General features: G+C 33.5%; 21 protein-coding genes. 16 read left to right on the top strand and 5 right to left on the bottom strand.

Features of this window, described 5'->3' with window-relative positions; genetic code table 11:
* Positions 1 to 115: 115 nt before the first annotated feature.
* On the top strand, positions 116 to 946 hold the full coding sequence (locus AC0NJG_RS00520) for a GH25 family lysozyme (protein WP_087953450.1): 831 nt from the start codon (positions 116 to 118) through the stop codon (positions 944 to 946).
* A gap of 152 nt (positions 947 to 1,098) precedes the next feature.
* On the opposite strand, the gene AC0NJG_RS00525 is transcribed toward AC0NJG_RS00520, so the two are convergent.
* The 3 genes from AC0NJG_RS00525 to AC0NJG_RS00535 all read right to left on the bottom strand — a co-directional run bounded on the left by AC0NJG_RS00525 (position 1,099) and on the right by AC0NJG_RS00535 (position 3,034).
* Entirely contained in the window at positions 1,099 to 1,455 is a 357-nt protein-coding gene (locus AC0NJG_RS00525; RefSeq protein WP_000606237.1) for a hypothetical protein, read from the bottom strand.
* A gap of 128 nt (positions 1,456 to 1,583) precedes the next feature.
* Positions 1,584 to 2,207 carry an acetylglutamate kinase gene (locus tag AC0NJG_RS00530; RefSeq protein ID WP_140168763.1) on the bottom strand — a complete coding sequence of 208 codons (624 nt, stop codon included), beginning with the start codon at positions 2,205 to 2,207 and terminating at the stop codon, positions 1,584 to 1,586.
* Between the two features lie 665 nt (positions 2,208 to 2,872).
* Positions 2,873 to 3,034 carry a hypothetical protein gene (locus tag AC0NJG_RS00535; RefSeq protein ID WP_173601600.1) on the bottom strand — a complete coding sequence of 54 codons (162 nt, stop codon included), beginning with the start codon at positions 3,032 to 3,034 and terminating at the stop codon, positions 2,873 to 2,875.
* 230 nt (positions 3,035 to 3,264) lie between these two features.
* Here AC0NJG_RS00535 and recQ point away from each other — a divergent pair, with 230 nt between their 5' ends.
* The 11 genes from recQ to AC0NJG_RS00590 all read left to right on the top strand — a co-directional run bounded on the left by recQ (position 3,265) and on the right by AC0NJG_RS00590 (position 13,113).
* Positions 3,265 to 5,382 carry a DNA helicase RecQ gene (gene recQ / locus AC0NJG_RS00540; RefSeq protein WP_087953453.1) on the top strand — a complete coding sequence of 706 codons (2,118 nt, stop codon included), beginning with the start codon at positions 3,265 to 3,267 and terminating at the stop codon, positions 5,380 to 5,382.
* 25 nt (positions 5,383 to 5,407) lie between these two features.
* Positions 5,408 to 5,791 (top strand): gamma-glutamylcyclotransferase family protein, encoded by a 384-nt coding sequence (locus AC0NJG_RS00545; RefSeq protein WP_087953454.1) that lies wholly within the window; start codon positions 5,408 to 5,410, stop codon positions 5,789 to 5,791.
* Between the two features lie 177 nt (positions 5,792 to 5,968).
* On the top strand, positions 5,969 to 6,712 hold the full coding sequence (locus tag AC0NJG_RS00550) for a class I SAM-dependent methyltransferase (protein WP_087953455.1): 744 nt from the start codon (positions 5,969 to 5,971) through the stop codon (positions 6,710 to 6,712).
* A 115-nt stretch (positions 6,713 to 6,827) separates the two neighbouring features.
* Positions 6,828 to 8,903: a HelD family protein gene (locus AC0NJG_RS00555; protein ID WP_087953456.1), complete on the top strand. Its 2,076-nt coding sequence runs from the start codon at positions 6,828 to 6,830 to the stop codon at positions 8,901 to 8,903.
* 82 nt (positions 8,904 to 8,985) lie between these two features.
* Positions 8,986 to 9,306 carry a DUF952 domain-containing protein gene (locus tag AC0NJG_RS00560; protein WP_140168764.1) on the top strand — a complete coding sequence of 107 codons (321 nt, stop codon included), beginning with the start codon at positions 8,986 to 8,988 and terminating at the stop codon, positions 9,304 to 9,306.
* A 181-nt stretch (positions 9,307 to 9,487) separates the two neighbouring features.
* Positions 9,488 to 9,835, top strand: coding sequence for a PadR family transcriptional regulator (locus tag AC0NJG_RS00565; RefSeq protein WP_087953458.1), 348 nt, complete (start codon positions 9,488 to 9,490; stop codon positions 9,833 to 9,835).
* Positions 9,822 to 10,832: an HAAS signaling domain-containing protein gene (locus AC0NJG_RS00570; RefSeq protein ID WP_087997250.1), complete on the top strand. Its 1,011-nt coding sequence runs from the start codon at positions 9,822 to 9,824 to the stop codon at positions 10,830 to 10,832. The genes AC0NJG_RS00565 and AC0NJG_RS00570 overlap by 14 nt, the downstream gene beginning before the upstream one ends.
* A 34-nt stretch (positions 10,833 to 10,866) precedes the next feature.
* The gene (locus AC0NJG_RS00575; RefSeq protein ID WP_000617502.1) at positions 10,867 to 11,379 is read left to right on the top strand and encodes a GNAT family N-acetyltransferase; all 513 of its coding nucleotides are present in this window, start codon (positions 10,867 to 10,869) and stop codon (positions 11,377 to 11,379) included.
* 155 nt (positions 11,380 to 11,534) lie between these two features.
* A complete protein-coding gene (locus tag AC0NJG_RS00580) occupies positions 11,535 to 12,311 on the top strand; it encodes a serine hydrolase (protein ID WP_474062749.1) in 777 nt (258 codons plus the stop codon).
* Positions 12,308 to 12,670 carry a hypothetical protein gene (locus tag AC0NJG_RS00585; protein WP_074567961.1) on the top strand — a complete coding sequence of 121 codons (363 nt, stop codon included), beginning with the start codon at positions 12,308 to 12,310 and terminating at the stop codon, positions 12,668 to 12,670. Before AC0NJG_RS00580 ends, AC0NJG_RS00585 begins: the two co-directional genes overlap by 4 nt.
* Positions 12,671 to 12,696: 26 nt before the next feature.
* Entirely contained in the window at positions 12,697 to 13,113 is a 417-nt protein-coding gene (locus tag AC0NJG_RS00590; RefSeq protein WP_044792169.1) for a GNAT family N-acetyltransferase, read from the top strand.
* Positions 13,114 to 13,254: 141 nt separating this feature from the next.
* On the opposite strand, the gene AC0NJG_RS00595 is transcribed toward AC0NJG_RS00590, so the two are convergent.
* Positions 13,255 to 13,467 (bottom strand): DUF3006 domain-containing protein, encoded by a 213-nt coding sequence (locus AC0NJG_RS00595; protein WP_087997252.1) that lies wholly within the window; start codon positions 13,465 to 13,467, stop codon positions 13,255 to 13,257.
* 2 nt (positions 13,468 to 13,469) lie between these two features.
* Positions 13,470 to 14,855 carry an S-layer homology domain-containing protein gene (locus tag AC0NJG_RS00600; protein WP_474062750.1) on the bottom strand — a complete coding sequence of 462 codons (1,386 nt, stop codon included), beginning with the start codon at positions 14,853 to 14,855 and terminating at the stop codon, positions 13,470 to 13,472.
* Between the two features lie 253 nt (positions 14,856 to 15,108).
* Between AC0NJG_RS00600 and AC0NJG_RS00605 the strand changes: the two genes are divergently transcribed.
* The 4 genes from AC0NJG_RS00605 to AC0NJG_RS00620 all read left to right on the top strand — a co-directional run bounded on the left by AC0NJG_RS00605 (position 15,109) and on the right by AC0NJG_RS00620 (position 17,064).
* Positions 15,109 to 15,516 (top strand): GNAT family N-acetyltransferase, encoded by a 408-nt coding sequence (locus AC0NJG_RS00605; RefSeq protein WP_074602917.1) that lies wholly within the window; start codon positions 15,109 to 15,111, stop codon positions 15,514 to 15,516.
* Between the two features lie 13 nt (positions 15,517 to 15,529).
* The gene (locus AC0NJG_RS00610; protein ID WP_048554798.1) at positions 15,530 to 15,883 is read left to right on the top strand and encodes an MmcQ/YjbR family DNA-binding protein; all 354 of its coding nucleotides are present in this window, start codon (positions 15,530 to 15,532) and stop codon (positions 15,881 to 15,883) included.
* 21 nt (positions 15,884 to 15,904) lie between these two features.
* Positions 15,905 to 16,612, top strand: coding sequence for a class I SAM-dependent methyltransferase (locus AC0NJG_RS00615; RefSeq protein ID WP_474062751.1), 708 nt, complete (start codon positions 15,905 to 15,907; stop codon positions 16,610 to 16,612).
* A gap of 65 nt (positions 16,613 to 16,677) precedes the next feature.
* On the top strand, positions 16,678 to 17,064 hold the full coding sequence (locus AC0NJG_RS00620; RefSeq protein ID WP_474062752.1) for a ribosomal maturation YjgA family protein: 387 nt from the start codon (positions 16,678 to 16,680) through the stop codon (positions 17,062 to 17,064).
* Positions 17,065 to 17,075 lie beyond the last annotated feature (11 nt).

A 17,075-nucleotide genomic window follows, 5' to 3' on the forward strand; every position in this document is an offset into this window, starting at 1 on the left:
TAAGCCGAATTTTAAATGATTACTAAATAATACAATACCTCTCATACTATTTATTAGATGATACTAGCAAAAAAACAAGATTTGAATATAATAACGAAAAAGGTGATGTTAAATAATGGGTTACATTGTAGATATTTCGAAATGGAATGGCAACATTAATTGGGATATCGCGGCTCCACAATTAGATTTTGTAATTGCACGTGTGCAAGATGGTTCAAATTATGTAGATCCTTTATATGAAAATTATGTACAAGCAATGAAAGTAAGAAATATTCCGTTTGGTAATTATGCGTTCTGTCGTTTCGTTTCAGTAGAGGATGCACGGATAGAGGCGAGAGACTTTTGGAACCGTGGTGATAAAAATGCGACAGTTTGGGTAGCTGATGTAGAAGTAAAAACAATGAACGATATGAGGGCAGGTACACAAGCCTTTATTGATGAATTACGAAGATTAGGAGCTAAGAAAGTCGGTTTATACATCGCTCATCATATGTATGCTCCATTTGGAATGGCAAATGTCAATTGTGATTTTGTATGGATTCCTCGTTATGGTGGTAACAAACCATCCTACCCATGTGATATTTGGCAATACACAGAAACAGGGAATGTAGCCGGCATAGGAAAATGTGATTTAAATAAGTTAATGGGAAATAAACCGTTAGTTTGGTTTACTAATCAAACTGTTGAACAATCGACAAAACAAGAAGGAGTTGGAATTATAGTGAATAAATTTAGTAAAGTTGTTACGTATGAATTTGGTACATCGTTAGTAGTAGAAATGTTAGGAATGATGGATGCTCTTGGGTATGAATCTCGTATTATCTCATATGGAGATAAACAAGGATTAGTTAGATTTGAAACAGCATATCGCCAAGGGAATGAATTAGATCGAGCGACAGCGTGGTTAGATGCTAAGGGACTCAAATATTTTTATACAACAGAATAGTTTGCTAAATAAAAGGCCGTCATGTGAAGTGCCCCTAAAAGTTAGACAAGGTTATTTTAGCCATAGAAAAACTGCACCTCCAATTGTTAGACTGTGTCTAACAGTTGGAGGTGCAGTTCAAAGTTAGATGCTTTCTTTTTTTGTATTTTTTGCTATCTGTTAGTTACTTGTTTCATAAGCGGTCTTATTTCTTTAACTGGTGGTTTTTTATCGTATACATCAACGTAAGAAAAATAATAATTTAAGTTTCTGAGAATTCCTTTTCCTATTTTAGCACTTAAGAAAGGAAAGACTTGTCCAGTATAATCATCAAGAGATTTACAGTAATATTTTTCATCTAAATATATACTGTATTTACATGTTAGTTCTACTAGTGAGTTTCCTTCATCATCAATTACTTCCTTAGAATCAATAATGTCTATTAATGCGAATTTTTCATTTAGATAAACTTTCTTCTTTTTCTCATGTTTATTTGTGAGTATAAATACGAGACCAATGGCGTTAATCAAACTGTTTCCTCCTATAAAAAACGGATATTAATAAAATATATCGATATACGTTAAATGTAAAGAGGACAGGTGAAATATCATTGATAGAAAGTTCAATAAGCCGATTTTGTTTTCAAATCGGCTTATTGTTATTGAAATACTTGCGGGAATTGCTTTACGATTGCGTTTGTTATCATGTCGGCCATTTCTAAAGCTTCTTTTTCAATTTTATCATACAGTTTTACGCCTGCTTCATAATCTTTATTTAGGAATGCCAGTGCTTCTGCCTTAGTTAGTGCTAAATGTTCATAAAACATTTTTCTAAATGCTTCTTTATCAATATATGGGTTAATGCTAGTAAGAAACGCAACAATTTCATCTCCGTTAGCGTACCATTTTTTCTCTATAGCAGTAGCTGAATTTTGATCACCAGCTTTTGCTGCTTTAACAAGATCCGCTGCAATTACTAAGTGGTCTTTAATTAGTGCACTATATTTTTTCACTGCATCCTCACCATAGAATGGTTCAAGTGACAGTCCCATATGTGTTGCATTTTGAAGAAGCCGCCCAACTGTAATGTTTACGTCAGGTAAATTGAAAACAATACTTATAATAGCTAATCTCGTCCAAGCAACGTGTTGTTCCCATAAGGAACGCATATAACCTTTTAAAAAATTCTCGTTTTTACTAATTCGGTAATTACGTACAGATGTATCAAAGTGTACATAAGGGTTATGATAGGGGGAGTAATACGATTGCCAATAAGGATACATAAACGGTAACACTCCTTTGAACATGTATAACTCAAAGTATGATGGGAATTTATATTTAGTTACGTGTCCTCGCTTATTTTAAAAAATGAGTGTTTTAATTTTGATATATAGATAAAACGAATATAAAGTAAAAGATGCTCTGCAAGGGAAGTTGCAGAGCATCAAAAGGGTATTGCCGAGATGTCGGACTCGACTACGTAATATTATCATAAAATTCGCTTAAAAAAACCTGGTAAATGTGTCCAAATGAAAGTGTATCTTTAATAAAGTCAAAGGGATCTGCTTCCCGCGGCAGATCCCTTTAACTAGATAATGTCGATGAGCAAAAACTCATCTGGAGTACTTTAATAGTAACAAGTGAAATTCGTTTTGTGTATTGAGAAAAAAAGATTTACTTTATTAAATGTTAAGAACTTATATTTTACTTCTTGCTATTATCATCATTTGTTGTGAGTGGAGTATGGTTATAAAATGGAGAAAAGATTTACAATCACATCTAAAAGTGTACTGAAATATATATAAATTAAAAAAGACCTGCACAATTAAGCAGGTCAACTTAAGGGATTTATCCAACAGAATATTTTATATGTTAACAACTGTATTGTATTAAGTCTATAAGGTTCATATTGAGAAAATTATTATGAACGATCTATTTCGCACGTGTATTAAGGTTTAAAAAGGTGAGAAAGAAAATGAAAAAGCTTTCTATAAGAAAATAATGGTTGATACTTATAATATGATTCATATTTCCATGCGTCATTATTTGAGAATTGGAGTTGGTTCGATACGGTTTTCGGTTTGATGGAACTAATATTACGATGCTTCATAAAGTAACCTCCTGAATTCATATGTATAAGATTAGTAGTATTCAAGGAGAATCAATAAAATGTGTATTTATTTTGAAATTCGTTATAGTTGTTAATCAATCTCTAAAACGTAAAGAAGCATAAAATAATGAAAAAGCAGGAAATTAGTCGTGTATTCATCACTTTCATGACGCATAAGAGATGATATAATAGGAGTAGATGAAAGATAAAGTAAAGCAGGTGACTCTTTTTTGTTTACAAAAGCACAAGAACTTTTAGCGTCTTATTTCGGTTATTCGTCATTCCGAAGAGGACAAGATGAAACAATTAAAAATGTATTAGATGGGAAAGATACAGTTTGTATTATGCCTACAGGTGGTGGTAAGTCAATTTGTTATCAAATTCCCGCATTAGTATTTGAAGGAACAACGTTAGTTATATCGCCTTTAATATCACTTATGAAAGACCAAGTAGATACATTAGTACAAAATGGTATTTCAGCTACATACATTAATAGTTCTATTTCGATTACAGAAGCGAATCAACGAATTCAATTAGCGAAACAGGGCCATTATAAGTTACTTTATGTAGCGCCAGAGCGACTTGATTCAATGGAGTTTGTTGACCAACTTATCGATATGAAAATCCCGATGATTGCTATTGATGAGGCGCACTGTATTTCGCAGTGGGGACATGATTTCCGTCCGAGCTATTTACATATACACCGTATATTAGATTATCTTCCAGAAAAGCCACTCGTATTAGCATTAACTGCTACGGCAACACCACAAGTTCGTGATGATATTTGCAACACGCTTGGAATTAATCAAGAAAACACGATTATGACAACGTTTGAGCGCGAGAACTTATCATTTTCTGTTATTAAAGGACAAGATCGTAATGCATATTTAGCGGATTATATTCGTCAAAATCAAAAAGAGTCTGGGATTATATATGCAGCTACTAGAAAAGTAGTTGATCAGTTGTATGAGGATTTAATGAAAGCGGGAGTTTCTGTTTCAAAATACCATGCCGGTATGAGTGATAACGATCGAAATGAGCAGCAAGAACTCTTTTTACGTGATGAAGTGAGTGTAATGGTAGCTACATCTGCGTTTGGGATGGGGATTGATAAATCGAATATTCGTTATGTTATTCATTATCAACTGCCAAAAAATATGGAAAGTTATTATCAAGAAGCAGGACGTGCTGGCCGTGACGGATTAGATAGTGCATGTATATTGCTGTATTCTTCTCAAGATGTGCAAGTACAGCGCTTTTTGATTGATCAATCGACCGGAGAGTCTCGTTTTTCAAATGAACTTGAAAAACTGCAAAATATGACTGACTACTGTCATACAGAACAATGTTTACAATCATTTATTTTACAATACTTTGGAGAAGAACCGAAAGAAGATTGTGGCCGCTGCGGTAATTGTACAGACGACCGAGAAAGTATCGATGTGACGAGAGAATCGCAAATGGTTTTATCTTGTATGATTAGGACGAACCAACGATTTGGTAAACAAATGATTGCACAAGTACTAACTGGATCTAAAAATAAGAAAGTCATTGAATTTAATTTTCATACTTTGCCAACTTACGGACTTTTATCAAATCGTAGTGTAAAAGAAGTGAGTGAATTTATTGAGTTTTTAATTTCAGACGAGCTAATTGCAGTTGAACATGGTACTTATCCGACATTAAAAGTAACGGAAAAAGGGAAAGAAGTGTTACTAGGTAATGAGAATGTATTACGTAAAGAACGAGTAGAGACAAGACAAATCGTTCAAGATCATCCTTTATTTGAAGTACTTCGTGAAGTACGTAAAGAAATTGCGCAAGGAGAAGGTGTACCGCCATTCGTTATTTTCTCTGACCAAACGTTGAAAGATATGTGCGCAAAAATGCCGCAAAGTGACTCTGAACTTTTAACTGTGAAAGGGATTGGTGAACATAAACTTGTGAAGTATGGTTCGCATTTCTTACAAGCAGTTCAGCACTTTATTGATGCAAACCCAAACTATGCTGAAACTATTAAAACAGAAGTGGTGTCAGAGCGGAAGAAGTCAGGGAAAGCTTCAGCAAATTCTCATTTGGAAACGTATGAAATGTATAAACAAGGTATTAATCTAGATGAAATTGCGAAAGAACGTGGATTATCAAGACAAACGATTGAAAATCATTTAATTCGTTGTTTTGAAGATGGAATGGAAGTAGACTGGAACAGTTTTGTTCCTGCAGAATACGAACAACTGATTGAAACTGCTGTGCAAAATGCTGATGGTGGTCTGAAATCGATTAAGGAACAACTTCCGAATGAAGTGAGTTACTTTATGATTCGTGCTTATTTACAAATTAGAAAGTAGTGACATGTAAAGGGGATAGGGATTTATGCATCACGTTTTTGTGTATGGCACGTTAAGAAAAGAGCAAGCGAATGCTCATTATATGCAAGGTGCAATATGCATTGCAGACGAAGCATGGACGTATGGGAAATTATTTGATACAAACGAAGGGTATCCAGCGATGATTTGTTCAAATAAAGATAAGGTATATGGAGAAGTTTATGAAGTAAATGATGATGTTCTGCAAAAATTAGATGAATTGGAAGAATACACAGGTAATGCAGAGAGTGATTTATATGACCGAATCACCGAAACAATATATTTAGGTGATAGCGAAATACGTGCATTTGTGTATGTTGCTCAAGACAAAGAGATGCTGAAGAAAGTTATCATTTCTGGTGATTGGGTAGAATATCAAAAAGGACAATAAGAGCAGCCGTAGAGCAGATAATGGGATTTCCTATTATCTGCTTTTCGTTTTACTACTTCCAAAATTCTTATTATTTTGATAAATTGTAAATATGGGGAAATAAAATATGTTTTTTCGTAGGTGTCAGAAAATTAGTCGGTCACCTACAACGGGAAAACTTATTGCAGGAGGAGAATAATGAAAGAATTAGATGTGAGGGAATTTTACCAAAAACAATTTGAATTGTCGAATTACGATATAAATACAGAAAGCTGGTTAGAGCAGCTTGCGAAAGAAGTTAAAGAGCAAATTGGACATCCATTTCAGTCGATGTTAGAACTGGGAGCAGGAAATGGCGGTTTTGCAAGGGCGATGTCTAAGTTACGTGTAAAGATGACTACTGTTGAGCTTGTACCAGAGTTAGTTATGTTTGCAAAAGAGCATTCTACTAATGATATTGCTATTCATTGCGCTGATTTTTATAAAATTAATTTCGAAGAAAAGTTTGATGTTGTTAGTTATTTAGATGGGTTTGGTGTAGGAACAGATGATGAACAATTGATTCTATTAAAACGGATTAAAAATTGGATGAAGGATGATGGATGTGCACTTATTGATATTTATCAACCATTGTATTGGAAAAAGGTAAGTGGACAAGAAATGCCCTTAAGTTCAGCTATGCGAAAATATGAATATGATAGCATAAATGAAAGAATGTTAGATCATTGGTGGCATCCTAATAATCCAAATGATATAGTTACACAGTCTTTACGTTGTTATACGGTAGATGAGATTAGTAATCTATGTGCTGAAGCTGGTCTAAGTATTGTAGGATTCTTTCCAGGAGGAGCATATGACTTTGAAAAGCGAAAATATAAAGAATTAGCAACTTTAAACGAATGTTTGGCGTATCGAATTAAAATAGAAAAGAGTAGGGATTAATCTCTACTCTTTTTTGTTCGAAAAATTCTAACTAAAACCCTTGACTTTATAAAAAGATTTTTAATACAATTGTATTTCGACTGAAAATTTAGAACGGACAGGAGGGAATCATCAAATGAACAACATTTTTGAAGAAGAGTTACAAAAAATGAAAGATACATTACGTACGATGGATGATCAATTAGAACAGCTTGAAAAAATTCCAGTTTATTATGGAGATGATTTTAAAGAACAAATTCTTGAAAGTATGAGAGAATCTAATAGGCAAAACTTACGTATCGGTGTACAAGAGCCATACTTTGGAAGATTAGATTTTCAGGAGGATGGAAAGGAAGACGTTATGCCGATTTATATCGGTAAAGTAGGTGTTTCACATAAAGATACGATGAAACCAATTGTAATTGATTGGCGGGCACCTGTCGCAAGTATGTTTTATTCATTTACCGGCGGTGAAGAATTAGCGTTTTATCAATCACCGGATGGATTAGTAGAAGGTGATGTTTATTTAAAGCGAAATATCTCTATTCGAAAAAGAGAATTAGAACGTGTTGTTGATACATATGTAAAAGGAAATGAAGATGTCTCGCATGCCGATGATTTTCTTCTATATCGATTAGGTGAGAATAAAGATAATAAACTAAAGGATATTGTTTCGACGATACAATCGGAGCAAAATGATATTATTCGTGCAGAAAGAAACTTGCCATTATTAATTCAAGGCGTTGCAGGGAGCGGAAAGACAACGATCGCTTTACATCGCCTTGCTTTTTTAATTTATGAATATCGTGAGCAGCTAGAAGCTGAAAGAATGATTGTATTCGCTCCGAATAGTTTGTTTTTAGATTATATTTCGAGTGTGCTTCCTGAATTAGGTGTCGGGAATATTAGTCAAACAACATTTCCGGACTGGGCATTACGTACGTTAGATGATTCGGTGAAACTAAAGCAGACAGATGAAAAATTGAAAGAAGCATTTTCTATTAATCGTGATGAAAGAAAGGTTATGCTTGGCAAATTGAAAGGTACGCTAGAATTTAAGTCCTTTATTGAAGAGCAAATGGTTCAATTTGAAAAAGAACTAGTACCAACAAGTAATTTTGAGGCATGGGATAACGCTGTTATTCCAGTGGAAGATATAAAAAAATGGATGCAAGTTGAGTATAAACATTATCCATTAAAGAAAAGAAGAGAACGTTTAGTTGGCCGTATGAAACGCTGGATTGAAATTGAACTGAAAAAGTATGGAGAAACAAACGAGAAGAAATTATTAAAAAAAGAAGCGACAAAGAGATTGAACAGTTATATGAAGTTTTGGCCGAAAATGAGCTCACTTTCAATATATAGTTCAATATTGAAAAGTAAAGAAATACTCGAAGTATTACCTGAAGAACTTGTGAAAGAAACTGAAAAGAGTTGTCGTAAAAAAGAAGTGTATGTAGAAGATTTACCAGCTTTAATATACATACATCACCGCATCACAGGTATTGAAATTGGACAAAAGTTTCATCACGTCGTTATTGATGAAGCGCAAGATTTCTCACCATTCCAAGTGTATGTATTAAAAGAAATTACACTAGGTAATTCTTTCACTATATTAGGTGATTTATCTCAAGCGATTTATGATTACCAAGGGATTGACGATTGGAGTGCTTTTAAGGAAGTATTCCAAGAAACAGGCTATTATGAACTGACGAGAAGCTATCGTTCTACAAAAGAAATTATTGAATTTGCGAACGAAATAATTAAAAATGCCGAGATTCCAGTAGGGCTTGCGACACCAGTTTTTCGTAGTGGTGAAGAGGTCAAAGTAATCCAAGCAGAAGATCAGTTAAATGAGATTATGAAGACGTTAAAACATTTACAAAATGATGATGTGAAAACAATTGCGGTAATAGGAAGAACAGATGATGAATGTCGCGATATATATGAGAAATTAACAAAGGCAGGAGTAGCTGTAAACGTCATTGAAGCAGGTCAAAGTAAATATGAAGGTGGTATTTCAGTAGTACCTGTATACTTGGCGAAAGGGCTAGAATTTGACGCTGTTCTACTAATTGATGTTGATGAAGAACATTACAAAAATACAAAACACGATGCAAAGTTATTGTATGTCGGATGTACAAGGTCACTTCATGATTTATGGATTTTCCATAGCGGAGAAGCATCGTCTTTAATTAACGGATTAAAATAAAAATGAAACGCAAGAGGCTTTTCTAGTAACAAAAAGAAGGACCTCTTGTTTTTCTATATACAGGTACGGGGAGAGAATAACTATGATTACAAAAGTAATAACAAAGAGAAATTGGGAAATCGCAAAGATAAATGGAGAGATTAATGAAGTTTCACTAAAAGAAGAGGGGTTTATACACTGTTCATCTTTAGAACAAGCTTTAAACGTTGCTCAAAAACATTTCGTTCATGAAGAAGATGTTTTATTACTTACAATTAATCCAGCCCTTGTAAAAGCAGAAACAAAATATGAACCTGCTTCTAATGGTCAAGAATATCCGCACGTATATGGAGTAATTAATGTTGATGCGATTATAGATGTTGTTACATTACCTAAAGAAAACGGAGAGTTTACCTTACCATAGGTACAAAAATAAGAATGGTATAAACTAATAATTTAGTTAGAAAAGCACAAATCGTATAGTTTGTGCTTTTTATTATCTATTTTTTGGTAAATAATTATTGTTTTTGTCACGATAATACTGTACGATACATAGTATAAAACATATACTGTATGACATATAGTAATGGAAATGAGGTGAATACATGGATACTTTATTAAATTCATTAATTACTGAGCTAAGAAGAGGTACATTAACATTAGCAGTTTTAAGCCAATTAAGAACGCCGCAGTATGGATATTCACTTGTCCAATTATTAGAGAAATCAGGAATCGTAATCGATCAAAGTACTTTATATCCACTACTTCGCCGGTTAGAAAAGCAAGAGCTAGTGACGAGTAGTTGGGATAAAACAGAGAGTAGACCTCGTAAATATTATGTTTTAACTGAATACGGATTAGAGATATTCCAGCAGTTGAGAAAGGAATGGATAAAGGATTCGAAAGAACTTTATAACTTATTAAAGGAGGAGGACAAGAATGAATTTGATTAATATTTATGTCGAGGAAGTAGCGAAGAGATTACCTGAAAAAAATCGTGAAGATATTATTCTTGAGCTACGGTCAACAATTGAGGATATGTTGCCTGATGATTATAATGAAGATGATGAAAAAAGAGTTCTTGAAAAATTGGGGAGTCCGGTTTCATTAGCTAATGGATATTTGGATAGACCGATGCATTTAATTGGACCGCGTTATTTTGATGTATATACGACATTATTAAAAATGATCATTCCAATTGCAGCCGTTATCGCCCTCATTGCAATGGTTGCAGAAAATTTTTTAAGTTATACTGGTGATCAAGCAGTATTAAATGTTATTTTACAAGTAATAGGTAAAGGCATTGGAGAAATTTTTGAAGTAGCCCTCCATGTATTTTTCTGGTTAACACTCGTATTTGCTATTTTAGAAAGAACGGATAAAAACAAAGATACCGAGCCGTTGACGACAAATTTAAAAAAGTGGACGCCAGATGATTTGAAAAACATTTCGCATATTCCGAAGAAAAAAGCAATCTCCAAGTTTGAAGTTTTTGGAGGGTTAATGTGGACGGCAATATGGGCTACACTTTATTTTTATGCGAATCATCTCGTTGGCGTATACAGTGGTACGGGAAGTGGATTGAAGTTTGTCGCACCAACGTTTAATCAAGATGTGTTACTTCAGTATTGGCCAATCGTTGTGATGATAATTGTTTTTGAAATAGCGATATCTCTTTATAAGTTAGTACAGGGACAATGGACGAAAAGATTGGCAATCGGGAATACTATTCTCCAAATAGCTGGAACGATAGTATTCATTATAATTGTAGTAAATCCACACATATTTACCGATGGATTTATTACGTTTGTGGCAAATGTGTTCACTATTTCTCCGGAAGAACTTAAAAAGTGGCTAATTGGTGGGGGTATTCTCATTTACGTTTTATCTGCTGCATTAAACATTTATGATGGCTTTCGAAAAGCTAGTGTTCGTGTAACAAATAGGTAGTTAAAAAGAGAACGTATATGAAAGGAAGAAAAGGATGATAAGGGAAGCAACGGAAAAAGATGTAATATACATTTTAGATATTTATAATGATGCGATACTGAATACAACTGCTGTATATACGTATAAACCCGTAACCCTTGAAAATAGAATAGATTGGTATGAACAAAAAAAGGCTGATGGTTATCCGATTTTTGTATACGAACTAGATAATAAAGTAGTAGGATTTGCGACATTCGGTCCGTTTAGAGCTTGGCCTGCCTACAAATATTCAATTGAGCATTCTGTGTATGTTGATAAGGAATATAGAAAATGTGGGATTGGAACTTCTTTGATGAGAGCATTGATCACAATTGCAAAAGAAAGAGAATATATGACTTTAATTGCTGGAATTGATGCGGAAAATGAGAAAAGTATTGCTTTACATGAAAACTATGGATTTGTTCATGCAGGGACGATTAAAAAGGCTGGTTATAAGTTTAATAAATGGCTAGATTTAGCTTTTTATCAATTGGAGCTTAATGGTCCTAAAAATCCTTTAGAAGAATAGAGATTTTTCGTAAACATGTATCTTTTAGGTAGCAAGGAGTAATTCATGCTACCTTTTTCTTATTGTAAAAGCCTATTTAATCTGCAAAAAAGGGGTTTTTACATTCTATATTGAATGATTAAAGGTGATAAAACGATATGAAATGAGGAATGAAAATGGAAACTGTCATTCAAAAAATGAAAGAGATACAATCTGATCATGTTGGGATAGCTATTTATTCTACAAAAAGTAATCGTATAGTTGCTTCATATAATAGTGAATTAAATATTCCGTTAGCATCGGCAGCAAAAGTAGTAATCGGATTTGTAGTAGCGCAAATGGTGAAGGAAAATAAACGTAATTGGCATGATATACTTCATCATGTTAAATTTAATCCAAATGAAGATAGTGCGCAGTTGTATCCACATTTACAAGGAAGAAGGACTTTAACACTTAGTAAAGCAGTAGAAGTGATGATAGCATGTCATGATAGTTACGTTGCACAGTCAGTTGTAATGTACTGTGGTGGATGGGATGCTGTGAAAATGTATGCCCAAACGTACTTGTCAAAAATTCATATACAAGAGGACGCTAAAGATGAGAAAAATATTGGAGAATTAGATGAAGTTCTTTCACTTTTAGTACATATTTTTCAGGGTTATAAATCAGAAGCAGAATTATGGGAACCAATTATTAGCGGCATGGTAAGACAGCAAGGTGAATATGAAGGAATACATTCATATCACTTAGCTCATATGACAGGTGGACTATCTTCAGCTGCAATAAATATTGGTATAATAGGAATATTTAACGAATTCCCGTTTCTTTATGTTATTGGGGGAAAAGATTTACCGAATCGACGTGAAAATAAAGAGGTAGATGAAGCTTTTGTAGTAGCTTTGAAGTACATATACAAAGAATATAGTGAAAGTACGCTAGGAGTGAGTAATTGAAAAGAAACTTAAAGACATCAACAATCATTATGTTAATTGTAACGATTATTGCTCTTGAAGTGGGTATCGCACTATACGATCACAATTTGTCATTAGATACTATTTATTTTGCAGCGATCCTCATTTGTATTGTATTACTTTTTGGTACACGTGTTTCTGAGAAGAAAGAGAGACGAAGAAAAACAGCTCTTTTATTTTGGCCATCTATTTTACTGTCTATCGCTTGTTTTGCAGTTATAAGTTACATAAGAATAGGCTATGTTTCTGTACCAGGTATAATTGGCTTTTCATGCTTTGTTATTTATGGTGGTTTCGTATTTATTAGTATTTTAAAAAGGAAAAGTAAAAATGAGAGGTAGCTTACTAAGTTGAAAGGAAGAGATATATGAAACGCATAGAGAATGGTACTCGCATAGAAGGAGAATATATAAAGAATAAAGTCATTCAATATAACATGTCTATTTTAACAGATGAAGCAAAACAGCCGATGGAACAAGTAAGTTTTGTTCTGAAAGATGAGGCTGGGAAAATCTTTGGCGGAGTAACAGGAACGATGTATTTTTATCATCTTCATATAGATTTTTTATGGGTTGATGATTCAGTTCGTCATGATGGTTATGGTAGTCAACTATTACATAAAATTGAAGACATTGCGAAGGAAAAAGGTTGTAGATTAATATTATTAGATTCATTTAGTTTTCAAGCGCCAGAGTTTTATAAAAAGCATGGCTACCGAGAATATGGTGTTGTTGAAGATCATCCTAAAGGGCATAGTCAACACTTTTTAGAGAAGAGGTTATAGTATTCGTGTTTTGCAAGAAAAGTGGATTTTAAAAGCATCGCCAATAGGGCGATGCTTTTTTTAGTTTATAGAAACTAATCAATCTGATGCAATTATGCGAAGAAATAGTTCGATTCGTATTACAAGGATTTTCTTTTTTTACTATTCAAATAGCTTATTCATTAAATCTTGTATTTCACGTCTTCTTTTATCTGTTTCGTCCTTATCAATTGTATACGTATCATCCTCTATTATAAGAACATCACCCTCTTTTGCAGTGGAAGGGAGTTTGGATTTAGGTACATCAATTGTTACGTTATTCACTTCAATAACTACTAGTTCGCCTTCAAAACGGTCAATAATACCTCTTTTCATAATTATCTCTCCGCTCTTACAGAAATGTTAGAACCATCACTAGTAATAATTACAGTTCCGTTTAAATCAGTTCTGTATATTTTAACAGACATTGCATTTAACTTTGCTAAAGTTTCCTGTGTGGGATGGCCATATCGGTTACCTGCACCTGCACTGATCACAGCGATACTTGGTTTCACTGCATCTAAAAATGGTTGAGAAGAAGAAGTCTTACTTCCATGGTGACCAGGTTTTAATACATCAGATTTTAGGTTAGAACCATATGTTGCAAGCATATCTTTTTCACTTTTAGATTCAGCATCACCAGTAAATAAGAAAGATTTGCTGCCATGTGTTACTTTTAATACAGCACTCCACTCATTTAGATCGTTACCGTATTCTTTAACAGGAGCTAAAAATTGTGAGTTTAAACCATTGATTGGTAAAGTTACTCCAGACTTCGCTTCTTTAATAGTTAACTCTTTGTTAGCTACTGCAGTTAAAAAGTCTTTAAACGTTTGTGTCGTATGGCTTACTTTAGGTGCGTAAACGTTTTTTACATTCATAGCATAAAGTACTTCATCCAATCCACCTACATGATCGGCATCAGGATGAGTAGCAATCATATAATCGATAGTTTGGAATCCTAATCCTTTTAAATAATTTGCTACTACTTTACCTTTTCCGTTGTTACCACCGTCAATAAGGATCGTTTCGCCACTTGGAGATTTAATAAAAGTAGCATCACCTTGTCCTACATCAATATAATGAACTTCTAACTCTCCTTTAGGCTTAGGAAGAGCAGGACGGAAATTTGGTTCTAATACACGGGCTAAAAATGCAGCGAATTGCTCACGAGTTACTTTTACATCTGGACCAAATGTACCATCAGGCAATCCAGCGGTAATATTATTTTGCGCTAAAATTTTGACATAATTGTAACCCCAGTGATTAAATGGAACATCAGGGAAATTGACGTCTGCACCTGTAGGTTTCAAATTAAAAGTTTTAACTAAAACTACTGCCATTTCTGCACGAGTTAATGAACGGTCAGGGAAATAGTTTGTTTCACGTTGTACAATGTTATTATGTGCTAACTTATGTACAGAATCATAGTAATAGATACCTTTGGCTACATCGGAAAAAATATGATTATAGCTAGATGGTTTTTCTAATTTTAATGATAAATCTAGCATTAAGGCCATTTGTCCACGAGTTACATCATCACCCGGTTTAAAAGTTCCTTCTGGTGTACCTTTAATGATACCTTTATCCGATAAATAGTTAATTTCCTTAAGTGCCCAATGATTAGATTGGACATCTGGGAAAGCTTTAGCACTTGTAAGATTTGGAATGAACAATGTTAAAATCATGACAAATGCTGTTAGTAATAAACTAAACTTTTTCAAAAAATCGCCTCACTTAATGTATTTTTTACCTTATTAACTTTACCATTTCTTACAAGTGATTCAAAGTTTAATAGGTAAATATTTTATTAGTTGTTTTGTATTTCCATAAATTCGTTAATTTGAAATAATCTAACTTAATAGAGGAGATAGGAAAGGTATTAGAGAATTGTTTATATTGCAATTGTAAAATCCATAATATAAATTTATAAAATCGTTTATAATAATTTATATTATGTTAGATGGGAGAAAGAAAATGTATACGTATAAATTACAAGATGAGAAACCAATCTGTTCAGAAAAATTAAAGAGGCTTTACGATTCTGTCGGTTGGTGGCCAGAAAGAAAAGAAATCGATATTCAAAAAATGTTAAAAAACAGTATAGCAATTGGGGTATGGAAAGAAAATGAGTTAATTGGTTTTGCTAGAGTTGTTTCAGATGGTGTTTTTCGAGCGTACATAGAAGATGTTGTTGTGCATGAGAGTGTAAGAAATAAAGGTATTGGTGAGAAGATGCTTACAATGTTGCTTGAAGAGATATCTCATATCGATATTGTGAGCCTATTTTGTGGAGAGAAACTTATAAAGTTTTATGGTCAACAGCAATTTCAAGCGACGAAACAAATTGTGATGCATCGTAATCAAATAGTGAAAGAAATATGAGGTGCGAATTAGAATGAAGGTAACAAGAGCATATTGTTTATCGAAAAGAAAAGCGACAGAAGATTCTCCTGATGGTTGGAATGCAACATGTATGAGGCTTAACAATAAAATATTTGCGATATTGAACCATGAAGAAGGCGAAAAAGCGGCAATAACATTAAAATGTGATCCAGAACTTGCGCTAAGATTAAGAGAAGAGTATTCAGAAACAATCATTCCAGGGTATCATATGAATAAAAAACATTGGAATACAGTGTATATACATAAAGATGTAGAGCAGGAGCAAATTAATAAGATGATTGATTGGTCGTATGATTTAGTTCTGCAGTCATTTTCAAAGAAAAAGCAGCAAGAGTTATTAGATTAATATGGATAAGGGGTGGGTGTGTTGAAAGACACGATTAAAGATACATATGATAAATTAGCGAGTACATATAAAGAAAATCTAGATGTCGCAAATCCATATAACAGCTATTATGAAAGACCAGCGATGATAGAGATGATTCCAAAGAAATTAGAAGGGAAGAGTGTGCTAGATGCTGGGTGTGCAGCTGGATGGTATACTTCTCAATTTGTAGAAAGTGGAGCAAATGTAACAGCAATTGACGTAAGTTCTGAAATGGTAAAAGCTGCAAAGGAAAGTATGGGTGATAAGGCAACGTTTCTTTGTCATGACTTGCAAGAAGTATTACCGTTTGAAGATCATACTTTTGATGTAATTGTAAGTTCGTTAACTCTTCATTACTTAGAAAATTGGAATCAAGTATTTCAGGAGTTTCGTCGCGTACTGAAGCCAGGTGGAGAATTTATATACTTTATTCATCATCCTTTTATGGACTTTACAAAGTTTACTTGTGAAAATTATTTCGAAAAACAACTATTGGTAGATACTTGGGTTAAACAAAATATTACAATAGAAGTTAGTTTTTTTAGAAGGTCACTTCAAGACATAATTAATGAAACAACAAATTGTTTTGTGATAGAAAAAATGGTTGAACCGAGGCCAGTTGAAAAGATGAAAGAAGTAAATGAAAAATCTTATCACTATTTAAATACAAATCCACATTTTCTTATTGTTAAAGCAGTTAATAAATAGCTAGTAAAATGATTATATTTTACTAGCTATTTTGCAGTTTTAAATGATGAATTAGGAGTTTTGAAATGAATACGAAACGAAATAGATTACTATACGCAACGTTTACAATCCTTGTTATTATTTTAGGGCTTAGTTCAAGAAAGCTTGCTTTTGCGCTGCCGACTCTATTAAATGATTATTTAGGTGATGCTTTATGGGCGTTAATGATTTTCATTGGATTCGGATTTTTATTTCCTAAAATAGAAACGAAGAAATTGGCTTTTATTAGTTTAATGTTTTGCTACGGGATTGAAGTGAGCCAATTGTACCATGCCGAATGGATAGATAGCATTCGTGCAACGACTTTAGGTGGACTCGTGTTAGGTTATGGATTTTTGTGGAGTGATTTAGTGGCTTACACAATTGGTGTTGGAATAGGATTTCTTTTTGAGTTGATTTTACGGAAGAAATAAGTGAGTTTAAA

Source organism: Bacillus sp. SSR7 (assembly GCF_055902415.1).

Excerpts from the sequence above, each read along its gene's own strand:
- AC0NJG_RS00565 (WP_087953458.1), top strand. The coding sequence starts at position 9,488 with ATGGATACTTTATTAAATTCATTAATTACTGAGCTAAGAAGAGGTACA.
- AC0NJG_RS00555 (WP_087953456.1), top strand. The coding sequence starts at position 6,828 with ATGAACAACATTTTTGAAGAAGAGTTACAAAAAATGAAAGATACATTA.
- AC0NJG_RS00590 (WP_044792169.1), top strand. The coding sequence starts at position 12,697 with ATGAAACGCATAGAGAATGGTACTCGCATAGAAGGAGAATATATAAAG.
- AC0NJG_RS00520 (WP_087953450.1), top strand. The coding sequence starts at position 116 with ATGGGTTACATTGTAGATATTTCGAAATGGAATGGCAACATTAATTGG.
- AC0NJG_RS00605 (WP_074602917.1), top strand. The coding sequence starts at position 15,109 with ATGTATACGTATAAATTACAAGATGAGAAACCAATCTGTTCAGAAAAA.
- AC0NJG_RS00575 (WP_000617502.1), top strand. The coding sequence starts at position 10,867 with ATGATAAGGGAAGCAACGGAAAAAGATGTAATATACATTTTAGATATT.
- AC0NJG_RS00545 (WP_087953454.1), top strand. The coding sequence starts at position 5,408 with ATGCATCACGTTTTTGTGTATGGCACGTTAAGAAAAGAGCAAGCGAAT.
- AC0NJG_RS00570 (WP_087997250.1), top strand. The coding sequence starts at position 9,822 with ATGAATTTGATTAATATTTATGTCGAGGAAGTAGCGAAGAGATTACCT.
- AC0NJG_RS00535 (WP_173601600.1), bottom strand. The coding sequence starts at position 3,034 with ATGAAGCATCGTAATATTAGTTCCATCAAACCGAAAACCGTATCGAAC.
- AC0NJG_RS00550 (WP_087953455.1), top strand. The coding sequence starts at position 5,969 with ATGAAAGAATTAGATGTGAGGGAATTTTACCAAAAACAATTTGAATTG.
- AC0NJG_RS00560 (WP_140168764.1), top strand. The coding sequence starts at position 8,986 with ATGATTACAAAAGTAATAACAAAGAGAAATTGGGAAATCGCAAAGATA.
- AC0NJG_RS00580 (WP_474062749.1), top strand. The coding sequence starts at position 11,535 with ATGGAAACTGTCATTCAAAAAATGAAAGAGATACAATCTGATCATGTT.
- AC0NJG_RS00530 (WP_140168763.1), bottom strand. The coding sequence starts at position 2,207 with ATGTATCCTTATTGGCAATCGTATTACTCCCCCTATCATAACCCTTAT.
- AC0NJG_RS00595 (WP_087997252.1), bottom strand. The coding sequence starts at position 13,467 with ATGAAAAGAGGTATTATTGACCGTTTTGAAGGCGAACTAGTAGTTATT.
- AC0NJG_RS00620 (WP_474062752.1), top strand. The coding sequence starts at position 16,678 with ATGAATACGAAACGAAATAGATTACTATACGCAACGTTTACAATCCTT.
- AC0NJG_RS00610 (WP_048554798.1), top strand. The coding sequence starts at position 15,530 with ATGAAGGTAACAAGAGCATATTGTTTATCGAAAAGAAAAGCGACAGAA.